Raw genomic sequence first — 17,707 nt, 5'->3', positions numbered from 1 at the left:
CATGCAGCGGCGCATGGTGATGTGCGGGCCATGGGAAGCATAAGGGCGCCACGGGCATGAGCAAGCGTCGGCATGATGCCGGGCTTGCCCGCGCCGACCACCTGACGGCAGGCGACCCCGGCGCGGTCGAGGCCCTCTTATCGGCGACGATGCCAGGGCCCGAGGCGACCCTCGCCGACGCCTTCCGGCGCCACGGCTGGCGCGCGGCCGACCTCGATCCCCTCGGCCTCGCGCCGCACGAGGCGCCCGCGTGGGTCGCGCCGACGGCCTGGCCGGGGCTCGAGGACGAGGTGGAACGCCTCGACGAGGTCTACTGCGGCACGCTCGGCTGGGAGTTCGGCCACCTCCAGGAGGCCGCGCGGTTCGACTGGCTCGCCGCCGAGGCCGAACGCGCCGAGCCGCCCACGGCGGAGGCCACGGCGCGGGCCGCATGGCTGGTGGCCGCGGGGGAGGCGTTCGAGGCCGCGACGCTGAAGCGGCTGCCGACGGTGAAGACGTTCGGCATGTCCGGCGCCGAGCCGTACATGGTCGCGGTCGACTCGGCGATCCGCGAGGCGGACGTGCGCGACGTCGTCGTCGGCGGGATGCATCGCGGGCGGCTTACCCAGCTTGCGTTGCTGTTCGGCAAGCCCCTCGCGCGCCTGGTGGCCGAGGTGAGGGGAGTGCCCGACCTCGATCCCTCGCTGGGCGCGGCGTCGGACGTGCCCTACCACCTCGGCTGGGAGGGCGAGCGCGACGACGGCGTCCACGTGTGGGTCGCGCCGCACCCCTCGCACCTGTCCATCGTGGCGCCGGTCGCGACGGGGCGCGCCCGCGGCACGCCCGGCGCGCTCCCCCTCATGCTGCACACCGATGCCGCGTTCGCCGGGCAGGGGGTGAACTTCGAGCTCCTGCAGCTCTCCGGCCTGCCGGGCTACACCGTCGGCGGCTCGATCCACCTCGTGCTCAACAACCAGGTCGGGTTCACCACGTCCGCCGCGGAGGGGCGCACCTCGCGCACCTGCGTGGACGCCGCGAAGGCGGTCGAGGCGCCGATCCTGCACGTCAACGGCGACGATCCGGTCGCCGCGCTCCTCGCCGGGCGCACCGCGGCGCGCTACCGTGCGCGCTTCGGCGCCGACATCGTGGTGGAGGTCGTCACCTACCGTCGCCGCGGGCACAACGAGATGGAGGAGGCGCGCTTCACCCAGCCGCTGATGCAGGCGGCGATCGACGCGCTGCCGCCGGTCTCGACGCGCATGGGCGCCGCGCCGGACCTGTCGGGCTTCCGCCGCGCGCTCGACGCCGCGTTCGAGGCGACCCCGGCGATCCCGAACACGGCCGGCAATACGTCGGGGCTCGGGCCGGACATCGAGGCACGGATGGCCGAGGCGGTCGCCACCGGGCTCGACGGCGACCGCCTCGCCCGGCTGGCGCGAGCCCTCGCCGAGCCGCCGGAGGGGCTGGCGCTGCACCCGCGTGTTGCTCAGTTCCTGGAGCGGCGGCGCGAGATGGCGGACGGCGCGCGGCCCCTCGACTGGGCGATGGCGGAGGCGCTCGCGTTCGCCTCGCTGCTCGACGACGGCCACCCCGTGCGCCTCACGGGGCAGGACACCGCGCGCGGCGCCTTCGCCCAGCGTCACCTGATCCTGCACGATCAGCGGAACGGGCGGGCCCACGACGTCCTGTCGCGGTTCGGAGCCGCGGAGGTGGTCAACTCGCCGCTCATCGAGAATGCCGCGCTCGGCTTCGAGTACGGCCTGTCCGGGGCGCGGCCCGACCAGCTCACCGTGTGGGAGGCGCAGTTCGGCGACTTCCTCAACGTGTGCCAGCCGATCTTCGACCAGTACGTCACCGGCGGGGAGGACCGCTGGCTGATGACGTCGCCGCTCGTCATGATGCTGCCGCACGGCTTCGACGGCGGCGGACCGGACCACTCCACGGGGCACCTCGAGCGCGTGCTCGCCCGTTGCGCGCGGGGCAACATCACCGTCGCCGTGCCCTCGACGCCGGCGAACCTCTTCCACATGCTGCGGCGCCAGCTCGCGCGGCCCTGGCGCAAGCCGCTCGTCCTGATGACGCCGAAGGTGCTCCTGCGCAGCGCCGCATGCACCTCCTCGCTCGCCGAGCTCGGCCCCGGCACGGGCGTCGCGAGCGTCATCGCCGAGGACGTCGCCTCGCCCTCCCGCGTCGTGATCTGCTCGGGCAAGGTCTACTACACCCTCGCCGCGGCGAGGGAGGAGCGTGGGCTCGCCGGCGAGGTTGCCTTGGTGCGGGTGGAGGAGCTCTACCCCTGGCCGGAGCGGGCGCTCGGCGAGGCGCTGGCGCGCTGGCCTTCCGCCGAGGTCGTCTGGGTCCAGGAAGAGCCGGCGAACCTCGGCGCCTTCGTCTGGGCCGACCGCAGGCTGGAGGCGGCCGCGGGGCGTCGCGTTCACGCCGTCACGCGTCCCGCAGCGGCCTCGCCCGCCGTCGGGTGGAGCGATTGGCACAAGGCGGAGGAGGCGGCGCTCGTGGACGCCGCACTCGACGTGTCCGTAAGGGAGGCGCGCCATGCGGCGGAGTAGGTCATGAGCGGTGTGAGCGACGAGACGCTGGAGGCGCTTGCCAAGCTCGCGACGCCGACGCTTGCCAACGCCATCGACGTGGTCGGCGCCGGCGGCGCGATGGCAGCGGACATCCAGGCCGTCGGGCCGGGCCTGCGATGCGTCGGGCGCGCGGTCACGGTGCGCGAGACGACCGGGCCGTTCGGCGCGTTTCCCGTGGCAGACTTCCGCGTCGGCACCTTCCTCGATGGGGCGGGGCCGGGCGAGGTCATCGTCGTCGCGAACGGCGGCGCGCCGATCTCCACCTGGGGCGGCATGGCGTCCTATGCGGCGCGCCGGCGCGGCATCGAGGGCCTCATCGTCGACGGCGCGGTGCGCGATCGCGAGGAGATCCTGGAGTTCGGCTTCCCCGTCTTCTCACGCTACGTGGTGCCGACGCCGGGCAAGGGGCGGCTCAAGGTCGAGGCGATCGGCGAGCCCGTGATCTGTGCGGGCGTGCGCGTCGCGCCGGGCGACGCCATCGTCGCGGACGGGTCCGGCGTCGTCGTCCTGCCGGCCGCCGAGGCCGCCGAGATCGCGCGCCTCGCCACGGAGTACGCCGCCGACGACGCGCGGGCGATGAAGGAGATCGAGTCCGGCCTCACCTTCACCGAGGCCTTGCAGAAGTTCGCCAAGATATGAACGTCCACGCCCGCATCACCACGGACGTCCTCTCCCGCCTGCGCGTGGCGGCCGGTCCCGGCGGCGTCGTCGAGGGGCCGGACACCGAGCCCTACTGCATCTCCTGGCGGGACAACTGGCATGGGGCGACGCCCCTCGTGCTGCGCCCCGACACGACGGCGCGCGTTGCGGAGATCGTCAGGATCTGCGCCGAGACAGGAACGCCCATCGTGCCCCAGGGCGGCAACACGGGGCTGACCGGCGGCTCGCAGCCCCACGCCACCGGGAACGAGGTCATCCTGTCCACGTCCCGCCTGAAGAGGGTGCGCGAGGTCGACCCGCTGAACGACACGATCACCGTCGAGGCGGGCGTGACGCTCCTCGAGGTGCAGGAGCACGCGGCGCACGCCGGCCGGCTGTTCCCGCTGTCCCTCGCGGCGGAGGGGACGTGCCAGATCGGCGGCAACCTCGCGACCAACGCCGGCGGGGTCCAGGTGCTGCGCTACGGCAACGCGCGGGCGCTGACCCTCGGCCTCGAGGTGGTAACGGCGGACGGCGCGATCTGGGACGGCCTGCGCGGGCTCCGGAAGGACAACGCCGGCTACGACATGAAGCAGCTGTTCATCGGCTCGGAGGGGACGCTCGGCATCATCACCGCGGCGACGCTGAAGCTCCTCCCGCTGCCGACGGACAGCGCCGTCGCCCTCGTCGCCGTGCCGTCGCCGACCGTCGCCGTCGAGCTCTTGGCGCGCCTGCGCGGTGCGCTCGGCGAGCTCCTGTCCGCGTTCGAGCTGATGCATGAGAACAACTTCGCCTTCGCCCAGGAGACCATGGGCCACGTCGACCCGCTGCCGGGCGCAGGCTGGCGCGTGCTCCTGCAGGCCGACGGGCCGCAGGGGCGCGAGGCGATGACCGACCGGCTCGAGGAGGCGCTGGGGGCCGCGCTCGAGGACGGGCACATCACCGATGCGGTGGTGGCGCGGTCCGAGGCGCAGTCCGCCCAGCTGTGGCGCATCCGCGAGGATCAGGCGGAGGTGCAGCAGCGCATGGGGGCGGGCATCAAGCACGACGTGTCGGTGCCGGTGTCCCGCATCGACGCCTTCATCGCCGAGGCGGACGCCGCCCTCGCCGAGCGCTACCCCGGCATCCGTCCGATGAGCTTCGGCCACCTCGGCGACGGCAACGTGCACTACAACCCGATCCGCCCCGCCGACTGGACCGACGCCGACTTCAAGGCCGAGACCGAGGTGGTCAACCGCATCGTCCACGACATCGTCATCGCCATGAACGGCTCGATCACCGCCGAGCACGGCGTCGGCCGGCTGCGCCGCGCCGAGATGTTGCGCGCCCGCTCCCCCATAGAGCTAGCCATGATGCGGGCGGTGAAGCGGGCCCTCGACCCTCAAGACATCCTCAATCCCGGCAAGGTGTTGCCCGACTGACGCGGCGCCTCGGAGTGCGGTCCGCCTTGATCGGTTGGCGGTCGGGCGGTTAAGACTGCGCGCAACTGACCCGGTAAGGGTCGCTCATGGGAGGAACCAACATGACCGGACGGACCGGGACGCGGGCCGCTGCCCTCATCGTCGGTGCCGCGCTCGTCGTCGGCGCGACGGGCGCCGACGCGCAGAACGTCGAGGGGCCGAGCGTCTTCTGGAAGCTGTCGACTTGGGGCAACCCGCGCGCCTTCACCAAGGGCGTCGAGCACCTGTCGGAGCGCCTCGCGGAGGAGACCGGCGGCCAGTTCAACCTGCGCGTGTTCCACGGCGAGCAGCTGTCGAAGGCGAAGGAGAACCTCGACGGGTTGAAGGCGAACGCCTTTGAGGCGGCGCAGTTCTGCAACTTCTACCACCCCGGCAAGAACCCGGCGCTGATGGTGGCGACGCTGCCGTTCCTGCCGGTCGCCGACTTCGAGGACATGGCGCGCGTGCGCGAGGCGCTCTACGCCCATCCGATCCTCGAGGAGGAGATGGATCAGTGGAACGCCATGTACTACGCGTCGACGCACCTGCCGCAGTACGAGGCGCTGGGCCGGGGCACGCCTCCGAAGGCGTTGGAGGACTTCAGCGGTCTGCGGGTCCGCGCCGGCGGCGGCGTCGGCGACGCGATGGCCGAGCTCGGCGCGGTGCGCCAGTCGATGCCTGCCACCGAGACGTACACCGCGATCCAACGTGGCACCGTGGACGCGATCTTCCTGCCGTACACCTACGCCCATGCCTCCTACAAGATCGACGAGGTGGCGGACTGGTTCACCTCCAACCTCGCCCCGGGCTCATCCGAGTGCCCGATCGTGTTCAGCAAGACCGCCTACGAGGCCCTGCCGCAGCAGTACAAGGACCTGCTTGCCGAGCTCAAAGGCGAGCTGAAGGAGGTCTACAAGACCGCCTACGAGGAGGCGGACGCGGAGTTCCTGCCGCGCTTCCGCGAGCGGCTCGAGGAGATCACCTACTCTGAGGAGGCGCTTGCCGAGCTGCGCGAGACCGCGGGCCGGCCCGTCTGGGAGCGCTGGGTGGAGGACAACAAGGACCAGTTCGACGCGCAGGAGGTGCTCGACACGGTGCTCGAGGCGGCCGAAGGCAAGTCGAGCTGAGCTGATGATCGCTCGGGGCGGCGACGGCAGGCCGCCCCGGCTTCGCGATGCCCGTGACGCTGAAGGACGAGACGATGATCGCTTGTGACTGACCCCGCCTCGGCGCAGGATGCCAGCTCGCCGCTCCTGCGGAGTTTGGACGCCGGGCTGGGGTGGCTCGAGAACGCGTTCAACGTCCTCGCCGCGGTGACGATCTTCCTCGTGATGATCGGCACCACCGTCGGCATCGCGGCACGCCTCCTCGGCGCGCCGATACAGGGCCAGCTCGAGCTGTCGGAGCTCTCCATCGCGATCTTCGCCTTCCTCGGCGCGGCGTACGCGCAGCGGCTGGGCGCCCACATCCGCATGGAGCTCGGCGTCAACCGCTTCGCCGGCCGTGCGCGCTTCGCCGTCGAGGCGCTCGCGACCCTCCTCGCGCTGGCCCTCGTCGTGGTGCTCATCCGCTACTCGTGGACGTTCTTCCTCAACGCCTACGAGATCGGCGACTCCACGCCCGACTCCAACATCCCGACCTGGCCCGCCAAGCTGCTGGTGCCCATCGCGTTCACCGTGTGGGCGGCCCGCCTCACCCTCGAGTTCGTCGGCTTCGTGCGCCTCGCGCTGTTCCCCGGCGCGACGCCCATCGGGGTGCCGCCGATCCTCACCGCGGCCGAGGAGGCGGCGCAGGAGATCGAGCACATGCGCGACTCGCACGCTCCCGAGGCCGGTGAGGCTTCGCGGTGAACCTCACCGCGCTCTTCGAGGGGCAGCCTTCGGCGATCTTCGGCATCGGCTACCAGGACCCGACCCTCGTCGGGCTTTACTGCATCGTCCTGTTGATCGCCCTGGTGGTGTTCGGCGTGCGCGTGGTGTTCGCCGCGGGCATCGCCGGGCTCGTCGGCCTCGTCGAGCTGATCGGCTGGGGTCCTGCGGCGACCAGCGTCGGCTCGATCCCGTTCTCGAAGTCCGTCAGCTTCGTCCTCGGGCTGCTGCCGATGTTCATCCTCATCGGCTACCTTGCCTTCCACGCCGGGATGACGAAGAGCCTCTTCCATGCCGCCAAGGTGTGGATCGGCTGGGTGCCGGGGGGTCTTGCCGTCGCCTCGGTGTTCGCCGCGGCAGGGTTCGCGGCCGTGTCCGGCGCGTCGGTCGCGACTGCCGCGGTCTTCGCGCGGGTTGCGATCCCGGAGATGTTGGCAGCGGGCTACAACAAGCAGCTCGCCGCCGGCGTCGTCGCTGCGGGGGGCACGCTCGCCTCGCTGATCCCGCCGTCCGCGATCCTGGTCATCTACGCCATCATCGTGGAGGAGTCGGTCGGCGCGCTTCTCCTTGCGGGCTTCCTGCCCGGCATCTTCTCGGCGGTGATCTACGCCATCATCATCGTCGTGTGGGCGGCGACCCACGATGATGCGGGGCCGCCGGTGCGCGGCTTCTCCTGGCGCGAGCGCTTCGCCTCCACCTGGGGGCTGCTGCCGATCCTGTCGGTGGTGGTCATCATCATCAGCGCGATTTATGCCGGCTGGGCGACCCCCACAGAGGCCGGCGCGCTCGGCGCGTTCGTCGTCCTGGTGGTGGCGCTGATCAACGGGATGCGCTTCGTCGACCTCAAGAACGCGCTGATGGAGACGTCGAAGCTCGTCGTCATGATCTTCTCCATCATCTGGGGCGTCCTGATCTTCGGCCGCTTCCTCGGCTTCTCCGGCCTGCCGGAATCGTTCGCCAACTGGATCCTCGGCTTCGACACCGACCCCTACGTCATCCTCATGTGCATCCTGCTCGGCTACGTCGTGCTCGGGATGTTCATGGACGCCATCGGGCTCCTCCTCCTGACGCTGCCGGTCGTCTATCCCGCGGTGATCGCGCTCAACGGCGGCATGGACGTGACCGCGGCAGACTCGGCGTTCGGACTGTCGGGGCCGCAGGCGAGCGTGTGGTTCGGCATCATCGTCGTGAAGATGGCGGAGGTGTGCCTCATCACCCCGCCGATCGGGCTGAACTGCTTCGTCGTCGCCGGCGTGCGGCCGGACATCGCCCTGTCGGACGTCTTCCGCGGCGTCGCCCTGTTCTTCGTCGCCGACATCCTGACGCTGGTGCTCCTCATCATGTTCCCGCAAATCATCACCTGGCTGCCGGACCTCATGCGCAGCTGATCCGCGTTGGTGACTGGAGGACGCCGCCGATGACCACCTCGCCCCTGACGGTCGACCTTGCGGACGGGGCTGCGCTCCACGTCGAGGTCGACGGGAGCGGCCCCGACGTCGTCCTGATGAGCGGGCTCGGTGGGTCGGCGGCCTTCTGGGCGCCGCTCGTCGGGGAGATCGCGTCGGAGCACCGCGCGATCCGCTTCGACCAGCGCGGGATCGGAGCCAGCACCCGCGGCGAGGCGGCGACGACCATCGAGGAGCTGGCGCGCGATGCCCTCGCGGTCATGGACGCGTGTGGCAGCCGTCGTGCCACCTGCGTCGGCCACTCCACGGGCGGCTGCATCGTGCAGGAGATGGCGCGCCAGGCGCCGGACCGCGTCGAGCGCCTCGTGCTCAGCGGCACGTGGCTCGGCCCCAACCGTTACATGGAAGTGCAGTTCGAGGGTCGGCTTGCGTTGCTCGGTGCCTCCCCACGGCACTACGCGGCGCTGACGCACCTTAGCGGGCATCCGCCGGAGGACCTCGAGGACTTCCGCATCGTCGAGGATGCGATGGCAGCCGCCCCGGTCGGGGAGGCCGCGCAGCGCGTGGTGGCCGAGCGCATCGCCGCGCTGCTGGCCTTCGACTCCCGTCCCTGGACGCACGAGATTTCCATTCCCCGTCTCGTCATCGGCGCGTCGGACGACATGATCGTCCCGATGTTCCTGCAGCGCGAGCTCGCTGCGGCCGCGCCGTGCGACCTCCATGCCCTCTCCGGCGGGGGGCACTTCTACCCGCAGACCCGACCCACCGAGTTCGCCGACGCGCTGCGCAGCTGGTGGACGCCCTAGGCAGAGGCCGTCGGTCCCTGCAAGCGCGACGAAGCATCGTTGCTCGGTCGCGATCATTCCGTTTGACCCTGGAAGGTGCGCCGTCCAGGATCGTCGCAAAATAAACCCTCGGGAGGATCCATGGGCCAGATCAGAGCCGGCGTAAGCCGCCGTGCCGTCATCGCAGGGGCGACCGCGGGCGCGGCAGTGCTCGCCGCGCCACCGATCCTACGAGCGCAGGGCGGGACCATCCGCATCGGCATGCCGTCGATCTTCTCCGGCCGCGTCGCGATCCTCGGCGAAAGCTCCATCGCGGCGGTGAACCTTGCCATCAAGGAGGTCAACGAGGCCGGCGGCATCGACGGACGCATGCTCGAGGTCGTCTCGCGCGACAGCGCCGGCAAGCCCGACGAGGCGGCGCGCATCACCCGCGACCTCGTCAACAACGAGGGCTGCGCGCTCATCCTGAACGCCGAGGCCTCCGGTGCGACCTTCGCGGTCAACGAGGTCGTACGCGAGATCAAGGTGTACTGCGTGCACTCGGTCTCTGAGACGTCGGAGCTGACGGCGGCGCCGCAGAACCAGATCCCCTGGGCGTTCCGCTCCGCCCGGCAGGGCATCCACGACGCCATCGGCGGCGGGCTCTACGCGGCGGAGATCGCCAAGACCAAGGGCCTGGAGCGCTGGGCGACCTGCTCGCCGGACTACGCCTACGGTCGCTCCAACACCAAGGAGTTCATGGAGTACGTCAAGCGTTACGCCCCGGACGTGACGGTGAGCGTCGAGACGTGGCCCAAGCTCTTCCAGCCGGACTACACGGAGAACATCACCGCGCTGCTCAACGCCTCGCCCCAGGCGCTGTACTCCTGCCTGTGGGGCGGCGACGTCGTCGCGTTCTTCGACCAGGCGAGCCTTTACGGGCTGTTCGACCAGTTCGAGACGTTCGCGGTGAACCTCGGCGACTACCCGATCATCGAGGCGATCAACAACCTTCCGGCAGGGATCAACTCCGGCGGCCGTTACCACAAGGACGTCCCGGACACCGAGGCGAACGAGGAGTTCAACAGGAGGTTCCGTGAGAACTCGAACGTCCTGCCGACGAACTGGTCGTGGGAGAACTACGCCGCGATGCAGTTCATCATCGCCGCGCTGAAGGAGACCGGCGGCGACACCGATGCAGAGACGCTGGCCGAGGCGACGCGTGGCCGTACGATGGACTCGCCCTTCGGCGTCAACGGCACGCTGACGATGCGCGAGGCGGACAACACCGTCGTCGACTACGTGGTGGGCTACGGCAAGACGCTGCCGACCGAGCCCTTCATCGAGGACTTCAAGGTCAGCGCGTGGGATGAGATCTACGCGCAGGAGCAAGAGTGGAAGGAGCGCAACGGCTACCTCTAGCCCGTGCGCCGTCACCGAGGACGGGGCCACGGCCCCGTCCGTCCGCTGCCCTAGGCCCCGGAACCATTCATGATCAACGTCGACGCCCTCGCGACGTGCTTCTCATCGTCCGCCTGCCTGGTGAACCAGCTCTCGAGCGGGCTCATCATCGGCATGCTGCTCTTCCTGGTCGCCTCGGGCGTGACGCTGATCTTCGGCGTCCTCGGCGTCATCAACTTCGCGCACGGCACGTTCTACATGCTCGGCGCGTACTTCGCCTACACCGCATACGCGGTGACCGGCAGCTACTTCGTGTCGGCGATCGTCGGCGCGCTGGGTGCGGCGGTGTTTGGCGTCCTGTTCGAGCGCCTCATCATCAGCCGGGTCTACGGCGAAAACGTCTTGATGCAGCTCCTGGTCTGCTACGCGTTCATCCTCATCATGGACGACGTCGTGAAGATCGTCTACGGCGCTGAGTACCTCTCCATGGGCATCCCGGAGGTCTTCCGCGTGCCGCCGCTGCGCGTCGGCGGCGGCTTCGTGCCGCCGTTCTACGTGTTCATGGTGGCGGTCACCGTGGTCATCGCCATCGCGAGCGTCCTCATCATCGAGCGAACGCGGTTCGGCAAGGTCGTGCGGGCCGCGGCGCACAACCAGACCATGGTCTCGGTGCTCGGGATCAACGTTCCGCTCTACTTCGCGCTGCTGTTCGGCTTCGGCTGCGCGCTCGCCGGCATCGCCGGGGCGCTCGCAGCGCCGGTCCGCTCGCTGACGCCGGGGATGGGCATCGGCATCCTCATCGAGAGCTTCATCGTCACCGTCATCGGCGGGATGGGCTCCATCGTCGGCGCCTTCCTCGCTGCGCTCATCCTCGGGCTCGTGCGCTCCATCGGTGGCATCGGCTTCCCGCTGTTCGTGGACGGGGCGATGTTCATGATCATGGCCCTCGTGCTCATCGTGCGGCCCCAAGGGCTGCTCGGGCGCGGAGAGGTGCGGTGAGCCTCGTCGTCGACTTCCGTCGCGACATCGCGATCGCGGTGGCGGCCATCGTCGTCCTGCTCCTCGCCGGGCTCATGCCGACGAGCGGGTGGGCGCGGGACTTCCTGACCTCGCTGTTCGCCTACGGGCTCCTCGCCATGAGCCTCAACCTGTTGATCGGCTACACGGGGCTCGTCTCGTTCGGGCACGCGGCGTTCTTCGCACTGGGCGGCTACGCGTTCGGCCTCCTCCTCCAGGCGGAGGGCTTCCGCGAGCCGCTCGGCGCCGCCGCGCTGCCGCTCGCCTTCGTGCTCGCCATCGCGATCACGGCGCTTTACGCGCTGGTCGTCGGCCTCATCTGCGCGCGGCTGTCGGAGATCTACTTCGCGTTCCTGACGCTCGCGTTCCAGATGCTGCTGTACAGCGTCATCCTGTCGTGGGTGGACCTCACCGGCGGCGACCAGGGCCTGATGGGCGGCATCCCGCGTCCGCCCTTCCTCGGCATCGATCTTGGCGACCCGCGGCACCGCTACGCGTTCTGCGCGGTCGTGTTCGTGCTGTGCATCCTCCTCCTGCGCGTCGTGGTCGCGAGCCCGTTCGGCTACACGCTGCGCATGATCCGGGACAACCCGCGGCGCGCCGCGTTCCTCGGCGTCAACGTCCTGCGAGCCAAGGTCATCTCGTTCGTCGTCGCGGCGTCGGTCGCCGGCGTCGGGGGGATCATGCTGGCGCTGTTCACCTCCGGCGCGTACCCGGAGTGGGCGTTCTGGGCCCAGTCCGGCGAGGCGATCTTCATGATCATGCTCGGGGGCATCAACGCCTTCTTCGGTCCGCTGCTCGGCGCGCTGCTCCTGCGCATCATCAACGACCTCGTGCTCGCCTACACCGAGTACACCGAGCTCGTGACCGGCATCGCCATCCTCGTCGTCGTGCTGGGCCTCAGGCGCGGGGTGCTCGACTTCGTGTTCGACATCGCCGAGCGGCGACGCGAGCGCGCCGAGCAGTCCGCCCAGTCGGGCGCCCTCGCCAAGCGCGCGGCGGCGGAGTAGGGCGGTTGCTCGAGCTCAGGGACCTCGTCAAGGCGTTCGGCGGCGTCGTCGCCACGGACCACGTGTCGCTCAACTTCGCGCCGCGCTCGCTGAGCGCGATCATCGGCCCGAACGGGGCGGGCAAGACGACGCTGTTCAACCTGATGACGGGCCACCTCGCGCCGACGAGCGGGCGCATCCTCCTGGAGGGGCAGGACATCGCGGGCCTCGCGCCCGCCGCCATCGTTGCGCGAGGCATCGGCCGTGCGTTCCAGGTCGCCTCGATCTTCCCCTCACTCACCGTGGAGGAGCAGCTCATCGCGGCGGTGGCGGCGCACCAGAAGTCCAACGAGCGGATGCTGTCCGCCTTCCCGCCCGAGCCGGCGCGGCGCCGCGCCGGCGAGCTCATCGAGCTCCTGGGCATGGGGTCGGTGGCCAAGCGCTCCTCGCGCACGATCTCCCACGGTGACCAGAAGCTCCTCGACGTCGGGCTGGCGCTCGCCCTCGACCCCAAGGTCCTGCTCCTCGACGAGCCCACCGCAGGCATGGGCCCCGACGAGCGATGGGCGATGATGGAGACCGTGCGGCGCCTCTGGACCCTCCAGCACATGACGCTGATCTTCATCGAGCACGACATCGACATCGTGTTCGACTTCGCCGAGCGCATCGACGTCCTGCGCTACGGCAAGGTGCTCGCCTCCGGCACGCCCGATGAGATCCGCGGCCACCCTGAGGTCATCGAGGCCTACCTCGGGGTCGCCCACGAGGCGCGCGAGGAGGCGGGCGCGTGAGCGACGTCGTCCTCAGCGTCGAACAGATCGACGTCTACTACGGTGCCTCGAAGATCCTGTTCGGCGTCGACCTCACCGTGCAACGCGGCCGCACGCTGGCGCTCCTCGGTCGCAACGGAGCGGGCAAGTCCACCACCATGAAGGCGATCTGCGGGATCGCGCCGCCGAGGAGTGGACGCGTCGCGGTCCACGGGAAGGACGTCGCCGGACGCGCGCCCCACGTCATCGCCCGCCACGGCGTCGGCTACGTGCCCGAGGATCGCCAGGTGTTCCCTCACCACACCGTGGAGGAGAACCTTACGATCGCTGCCAAGCCCGGCATCGACGGCGTGCGGGGGTGGACGCCGGAGAGGGTGTGGGAGAGCTTCCCCCTGCTCGCTGAGCTGAAGACGAGGCGCGCAGGGCTCCTTTCGGGCGGCGAGCAGCAGCTCCTCACCATCGCGCGCACGTTGATGGGGAACCCGGACGTCCTCCTCCTCGACGAGCCCTCGGAGGGGCTTGCCCCCATCATCGTCCAGGAGATCGGACGGCTCATCCGTGCGCTGCGCGAAACGGGGGTGACCATCGTGCTCGCCGAGCAGAACATGCACTTCTGCCTCGGCCTCGCGGAGGCCGCCGCCGTGATCGACAAGGGCCACATCGTCTATGCGAACACCATCGAGGCGCTGCGTGCGGACCCCGAGGTGACCTCGCGCTACCTCGCCATCTGACCGCAGCTTACCCGCGCGCGGGCCGGACGCCACCGTAGGGTGCCCAGGAGCCGGCGCAGAAGAAGCCGGCGTCCACGGGCAGGTTGACGCCGGTGATCGCCGCCGCCTCGTCCGACAGGAGGAACGCGACGGCGTTGGCCACGTCCTGCGGCAGCACCATGCGGCCGAGCGTGGAGTTCGCCTCGAGCAGCGCGGGCTCGCGGTGGCCCAAGTCGATCTGGTGCTGCAGCGCCGGCGTCAGCGTGTAGCCCGGCTCGACCGAGTTGACGCGGATGCCGCTGCGCCCCCACTCGCCGGCGAGCCCCATGGTGAGGTTGCTCACCGCTGCCTTCGTCGGTGCGTAGGCGTGGAGGGGGACCGAGCGCTCGGCCGTCACCGAGCTGATCGTCACCATCGCGCCCGCGCGTCGGCGCAGCATCGCCTTCGCGAACGCCACCAGCGTGAGGTAGGTGCCGCGCAGGTTGATGGCGACGACGTCGTCGTAGAGCGCCAGCGGCAGCTCTTCCGGCGGCAGCGGCGCCTGGACGATGCCGGCGGAGGTGACGAGCGCGGCGACGGGACCGACGTCCGCTTCGACCTGCGCAGCGAACGCGGTGATCGCGTCGGCGTCGCGCACGTCGACGGCGAAGGCGTGCCCGCCGAGCTCCGCGGCCACGCGGTCGGCCGCGTCGCCGTTCCGGTCGGCGACGACGACGCGCGCCCCACGCGTGGCAAGGAGCCTCGCGCAGGCCTCGCCGATGCCGCTCGCCCCGCCGGTCACCACGGCGACGCGGCCGTCGAAGCGGGCGGCCGAACCTGTGTCCGACATCGCCTCCGGTCCGTGCTGCGCCATCGGTGGGTCAGCTCGCGATCTTCTGCGAAGCCCCGCGAGCGAGCACCTCGGCGGTGTGCTCGCCGTGCCGCGGTGGCGTCGTCGGGTGGCGCACCGGCGTGTCCGACAGCTTGAGCGGCGAGCCGAGCAGGCGGAGCGTCCCGTGCTTGGCGTCGGGCACCTCCACCACCATCTGCCGCTCGACGACCTCGCGGGAGGACAGCACCTCGTCCACCGTGCGCACCTCGCCGGCCGGCACGCCCGCCGACTTCAGCGAGGCGATCCACTCGGCGGTCGACTTGCCGAGGAAGATCGCCGCCAGCGTCGGGACCAGCGCGTCGCGGTTCAACACCCGGTCGCGGTTCTTCACGTAGCGCGGGTCCTGTGCCAGCGCAGGCTGATCGATCACGCGCTGGCACAGCTTGGCGAACTGCGTGTCGTTGCCGACGGCGAGCACCAGTACGCCGTCGGAGGTATCGAACGTCTGGTACGGCACCACGGTAGGGTGCGCGTTGCCGATCCGCTCGTAGCCGCACCCGGTCTGGAGGTGCCCCGTCGCGACGTTGGCGAGCGTCGCGATGGCGCAGTCGAGGAGCGAGATGTCGACGTGCTGGCCGCGCCCGGTCCGGCCGCGGGCGATCAGCGCGGCGAGGATGCCCTGCACCGCGTGCATCCCGCCGATAAGGTCGCCCACCGCGACGCCCACCTTGATGGGCTGGCCGCCGCGTTGGCCGGTGATCGCCATGATGCCGCTCTCGGCCTGGATCACGAAGTCGTAGCCCGGCTCCGCGGCCCGCGGCCCCGTCCGCCCGTAGCCCGACACCGAGCAGTAGATCAGCCGCGGGTTGACCTTGGCGACCGCCTCGTAGCCGAGCCCGATGCGGTCGAGCACGCCAAGGCGGAAGTTCTCCACGAGGACGTCCGCCTCCGCCGCGAGGGCGAGCACGGACCGCAGCCCCTCCGGGTCCTTGAGGTCGACGATGGCGGACTTCTTCGAGCGGTTCGCGCACATGTAGTAGGTGGACTCGCCCTCGATCTCCGGCGGCATCCAGGTGCGCGTGTCGTCGCCGTGGCCGGGCGCCTCGATCTTCCAGACCTCGGCGCCGAGGTCGGCGAGCGTCTGTGCGCAGGAGGGGCCTGCGAGGATGCGCGACAGGTCGAGGACCTTGATGCCGTCGAGTGGGGTCATGACGCTCCGCCTTCGATGCCGCCCGCCCGCCGGGCGCGCGTATGGTGCCGATCGCCCGCTCCTAAGGCAAACCTTCGCCGCACGCGAAGGATTGTGCGGCACCCTTGTGCCAACGGTGCCTCATCGGCCACCATCCCAATCCTCCAACAGCCCGCGGAGGGGCCATGCCACTCGATCCCGACAAGCTCCTCAACCTCCACATCCCCGAGGTCCGTCACACGCTCACCTGGCGCGACACGATCATCTACGCGCTCGGCCTCGGCTACGGCGCGAACCCGCTCGACGAGGAGGAGCTGAAGTTCGTCGACGAGACCAAGCTGAAGGCGGTCCCTGCGATGGCGAACGTGCTCGCCTATCCGGGCTTCTGGATCCGCGACCTCGACACGGGGATCGACTGGGTCAAGGTCGTGCACGGCGAGCAGTCGGTGCGCATCCTGCGGCCCCTGCCGACCGAGGGGACGCTCTCCGGGCAGACGCGGGTGGTCGACCTCGTCGACAAGGGGGAGAAGGGGGCGCTCGTCATCTCCGAGCGCGCCATCGTCGACGAGGCGAGCGGGGAGACGGTGGCGACCATCCGGCAGACCGGCTTCTGCCGCGGCGCTGGCGGGTTCGGCGGCAAACGCGAGTCCGATCATGTGCCGCAGCCGATCCCGAACCGCCCGCCGGACGAGAGCGTCACGCTGCCGACGGCGGACGGGCTGGCGCTGATCTACCGCCTGTCGGGCGACTACAACCCGCTCCACGCCGACCCCGAGGTTGCCAAGCGCGCGGGCTTTCCGAAGCCGATCCTGCACGGCCTCGCCACGTTCGGCATCGCCTGCCGCGGGCTGATGCAGGCGTTGTGCGACAACGAGCCGGAGCGCGTGCGCGGGCAGGACGGGCGCTTCTCTTCCCCGGTCTATCCGGGCGACGCGATCACCGTCGACATGTGGCGTGAGGAGCCGGGCGTCGCGAGCTACGTCGCGCGGGTCGCCGAGCGCGAGGTGACGGTGCTCGCCAACGGACGTTTCGAATACGACGCGGTGCACTGAGGCCGTGGCAGGGTGCGTGATGGTCGCCGGCGCGTCCGGGCTCGTCGGCGAGGCGGCGACGCTGGCGTTCGCGGCGCGCTGCGAGCCGGTCATCGCGGTGTCGCGCCGGCCGCCGCGGGCAGCGGACGGCGTGCGCCACGTCGCCGTCGACCTCACCGACGCCGATGCGGTGCTCGCGGCGGTCGCCGGGCTGCCTCCGGTCACCCACCTCGTCTACGCCGCGCTCTACGAGAAGCCCGACCTCGTCGCTGGCTGGCGCGATCCCGACCAGATGGCGACCAACCGCGCGATGCTGGACGCGCTCCTCACCGCCGTCGCCGGCCGCGGCGCGCTCGCCCACGTGAGCCTCATGCAGGGGACGAAGGCCTACGGTGTCCACCTGCGGCCCATCGCGGTCCCGGCGCGGGAGGGCGCACCGCGCCACGCGCACGACAACTTCTACTGGCTGCAGGAGGACCTCCTGCGCGAGCGCGCCGCCGAGCACGGCTTCGCGTTCACCATCTGGCGGCCGCAGGTGGTGTTCGGCGAGACCGTCGGCGTCGCCATGAACCTCGTTCCCGCGTTGGGCGCCTACGCCGCGATCCGGCGCGAGGAGGGGCGGCCGTTCTCCTTCCCCGGCGGTCCGCCCTACGTGCTCGAGGCGACCGACGCCCGCCTCCTGGGTCGCGCGCTCGCCTGGGCGTCGGGGGCGGGGGCGGCCGCGAACCAGACGTTCAACATCACCAACGGTGACGTCTTCGTCTGGCACAACGTGTGGCCGGCGATCGCCGACGCGCTCGGCGTCGAGCCCGGGCAGCCCGAGCGTCACTCCCTCGCGTCCCTGCCCGAGAAGGCCGACGTCTGGGAGCGCGTGGTCGCCCGCCACAACCTTGAGCCGACGTCGCTCCCAGCCCTCCTCGGCGCCTCGCACCTTTATGCCGACTTCGCGTTCGCCACCGGCGCGTCGCGCCCACCGCAGCCGGCGCTGGTGTCCACCATCAAGCTGCGGCAGGCCGGCTTCCACGAGTGCATCGACACCGAAATCATGCTGCGCGAGCTCATCGCTGCGCTGCAGGAGCGGCGCATCATCCCGCCGCGATGAGGGAGGA

At 70.6% G+C, this 17,707-nt stretch carries 16 protein-coding genes; 14 read left to right on the top strand and 2 right to left on the bottom strand.

The annotated features are described in order from the left end of the window. Window positions 1–56 precede the first annotated feature (56 nt). The 12 genes from ACOOE8_RS00830 to ACOOE8_RS00775 all read left to right on the top strand — a co-directional run bounded on the left by ACOOE8_RS00830 (window position 57) and on the right by ACOOE8_RS00775 (window position 13,588). Window positions 57–2,543, top strand: coding sequence for a 2-oxoglutarate dehydrogenase E1 component (locus ACOOE8_RS00830; RefSeq protein ID WP_420393027.1), 2,487 nt, complete (start codon window positions 57–59; stop codon window positions 2,541–2,543). A gap of 3 nt (window positions 2,544–2,546) precedes the next feature. After that, window positions 2,547–3,203: an RraA family protein gene (locus tag ACOOE8_RS00825; RefSeq protein ID WP_420393026.1), complete on the top strand. Its 657-nt coding sequence runs from the start codon at window positions 2,547–2,549 to the stop codon at window positions 3,201–3,203. Then, window positions 3,200–4,624: an FAD-binding oxidoreductase gene (locus tag ACOOE8_RS00820; RefSeq protein WP_420393025.1), complete on the top strand. Its 1,425-nt coding sequence runs from the start codon at window positions 3,200–3,202 to the stop codon at window positions 4,622–4,624. Before ACOOE8_RS00825 ends, ACOOE8_RS00820 begins: the two co-directional genes overlap by 4 nt. Before the next feature lie 101 nt (window positions 4,625–4,725). Continuing rightward, window positions 4,726–5,769, top strand: a complete 1,044-nt coding sequence (gene dctP, locus ACOOE8_RS00815) for a TRAP transporter substrate-binding protein DctP (RefSeq protein WP_420393024.1) — start codon at window positions 4,726–4,728, stop codon at window positions 5,767–5,769. 84 nt (window positions 5,770–5,853) lie between these two features. Continuing rightward, complete coding sequence (locus tag ACOOE8_RS00810) at window positions 5,854–6,492, top strand: TRAP transporter small permease (RefSeq protein ID WP_420393023.1); 639 nt, start codon at window positions 5,854–5,856, stop codon at window positions 6,490–6,492. Further along, window positions 6,489–7,898, top strand: coding sequence for a TRAP transporter large permease (locus tag ACOOE8_RS00805; RefSeq protein ID WP_420393022.1), 1,410 nt, complete (start codon window positions 6,489–6,491; stop codon window positions 7,896–7,898). Before ACOOE8_RS00810 ends, ACOOE8_RS00805 begins: the two co-directional genes overlap by 4 nt. A 29-nt stretch (window positions 7,899–7,927) precedes the next feature. Next, window positions 7,928–8,722, top strand: a complete 795-nt coding sequence (locus ACOOE8_RS00800) for an alpha/beta fold hydrolase (RefSeq protein ID WP_420393021.1) — start codon at window positions 7,928–7,930, stop codon at window positions 8,720–8,722. A 120-nt stretch (window positions 8,723–8,842) separates the two neighbouring features. Next, on the top strand, window positions 8,843–10,102 hold the full coding sequence (locus ACOOE8_RS00795) for an ABC transporter substrate-binding protein (RefSeq protein WP_420393020.1): 1,260 nt from the start codon (window positions 8,843–8,845) through the stop codon (window positions 10,100–10,102). A 69-nt stretch (window positions 10,103–10,171) separates the two neighbouring features. Further along, window positions 10,172–11,080 (top strand): branched-chain amino acid ABC transporter permease, encoded by a 909-nt coding sequence (locus ACOOE8_RS00790; protein ID WP_420393019.1) that lies wholly within the window; start codon window positions 10,172–10,174, stop codon window positions 11,078–11,080. Next, window positions 11,077–12,108, top strand: coding sequence for a branched-chain amino acid ABC transporter permease (locus tag ACOOE8_RS00785; RefSeq protein WP_420393018.1), 1,032 nt, complete (start codon window positions 11,077–11,079; stop codon window positions 12,106–12,108). The genes ACOOE8_RS00790 and ACOOE8_RS00785 overlap by 4 nt, the downstream gene beginning before the upstream one ends. Window positions 12,109–12,113: 5 nt before the next feature. Beyond that, complete coding sequence (locus tag ACOOE8_RS00780; protein ID WP_420393017.1) at window positions 12,114–12,878, top strand: ABC transporter ATP-binding protein; 765 nt, start codon at window positions 12,114–12,116, stop codon at window positions 12,876–12,878. Continuing rightward, entirely contained in the window at window positions 12,875–13,588 is a 714-nt protein-coding gene (locus tag ACOOE8_RS00775; RefSeq protein ID WP_420393016.1) for an ABC transporter ATP-binding protein, read from the top strand. Before ACOOE8_RS00780 ends, ACOOE8_RS00775 begins: the two co-directional genes overlap by 4 nt. 7 nt (window positions 13,589–13,595) lie before the next feature. On the opposite strand, the gene ACOOE8_RS00770 is transcribed toward ACOOE8_RS00775, so the two are convergent. Together ACOOE8_RS00770 and ACOOE8_RS00765 are read right to left on the bottom strand one after the other, a co-directional pair. Further along, window positions 13,596–14,396 carry an SDR family NAD(P)-dependent oxidoreductase gene (locus ACOOE8_RS00770; protein ID WP_420393015.1) on the bottom strand — a complete coding sequence of 267 codons (801 nt, stop codon included), beginning with the start codon at window positions 14,394–14,396 and terminating at the stop codon, window positions 13,596–13,598. A gap of 31 nt (window positions 14,397–14,427) precedes the next feature. Continuing rightward, a complete protein-coding gene (locus ACOOE8_RS00765) occupies window positions 14,428–15,588 on the bottom strand; it encodes a CaiB/BaiF CoA transferase family protein (RefSeq protein ID WP_420393014.1) in 1,161 nt (386 codons plus the stop codon). 164 nt (window positions 15,589–15,752) lie between these two features. Between ACOOE8_RS00765 and ACOOE8_RS00760 the strand changes: the two genes are divergently transcribed. Beyond that, window positions 15,753–16,619, top strand: coding sequence for a MaoC/PaaZ C-terminal domain-containing protein (locus ACOOE8_RS00760; RefSeq protein WP_420391220.1), 867 nt, complete (start codon window positions 15,753–15,755; stop codon window positions 16,617–16,619). A gap of 19 nt (window positions 16,620–16,638) precedes the next feature. Beyond that, the gene (locus ACOOE8_RS00755; protein WP_420393013.1) at window positions 16,639–17,700 is read left to right on the top strand and encodes an NAD-dependent epimerase/dehydratase family protein; all 1,062 of its coding nucleotides are present in this window, start codon (window positions 16,639–16,641) and stop codon (window positions 17,698–17,700) included. The last annotated feature ends 7 nt before the right edge of the window (window positions 17,701–17,707 follow it).

It is taken from the genome of Acuticoccus sp. (assembly GCF_965213555.1).
GTDB lineage: Bacteria > Pseudomonadota > Alphaproteobacteria > Rhizobiales > Amorphaceae > Acuticoccus.
This window is presented reverse-complemented; position numbering and strand designations above follow the sequence as displayed.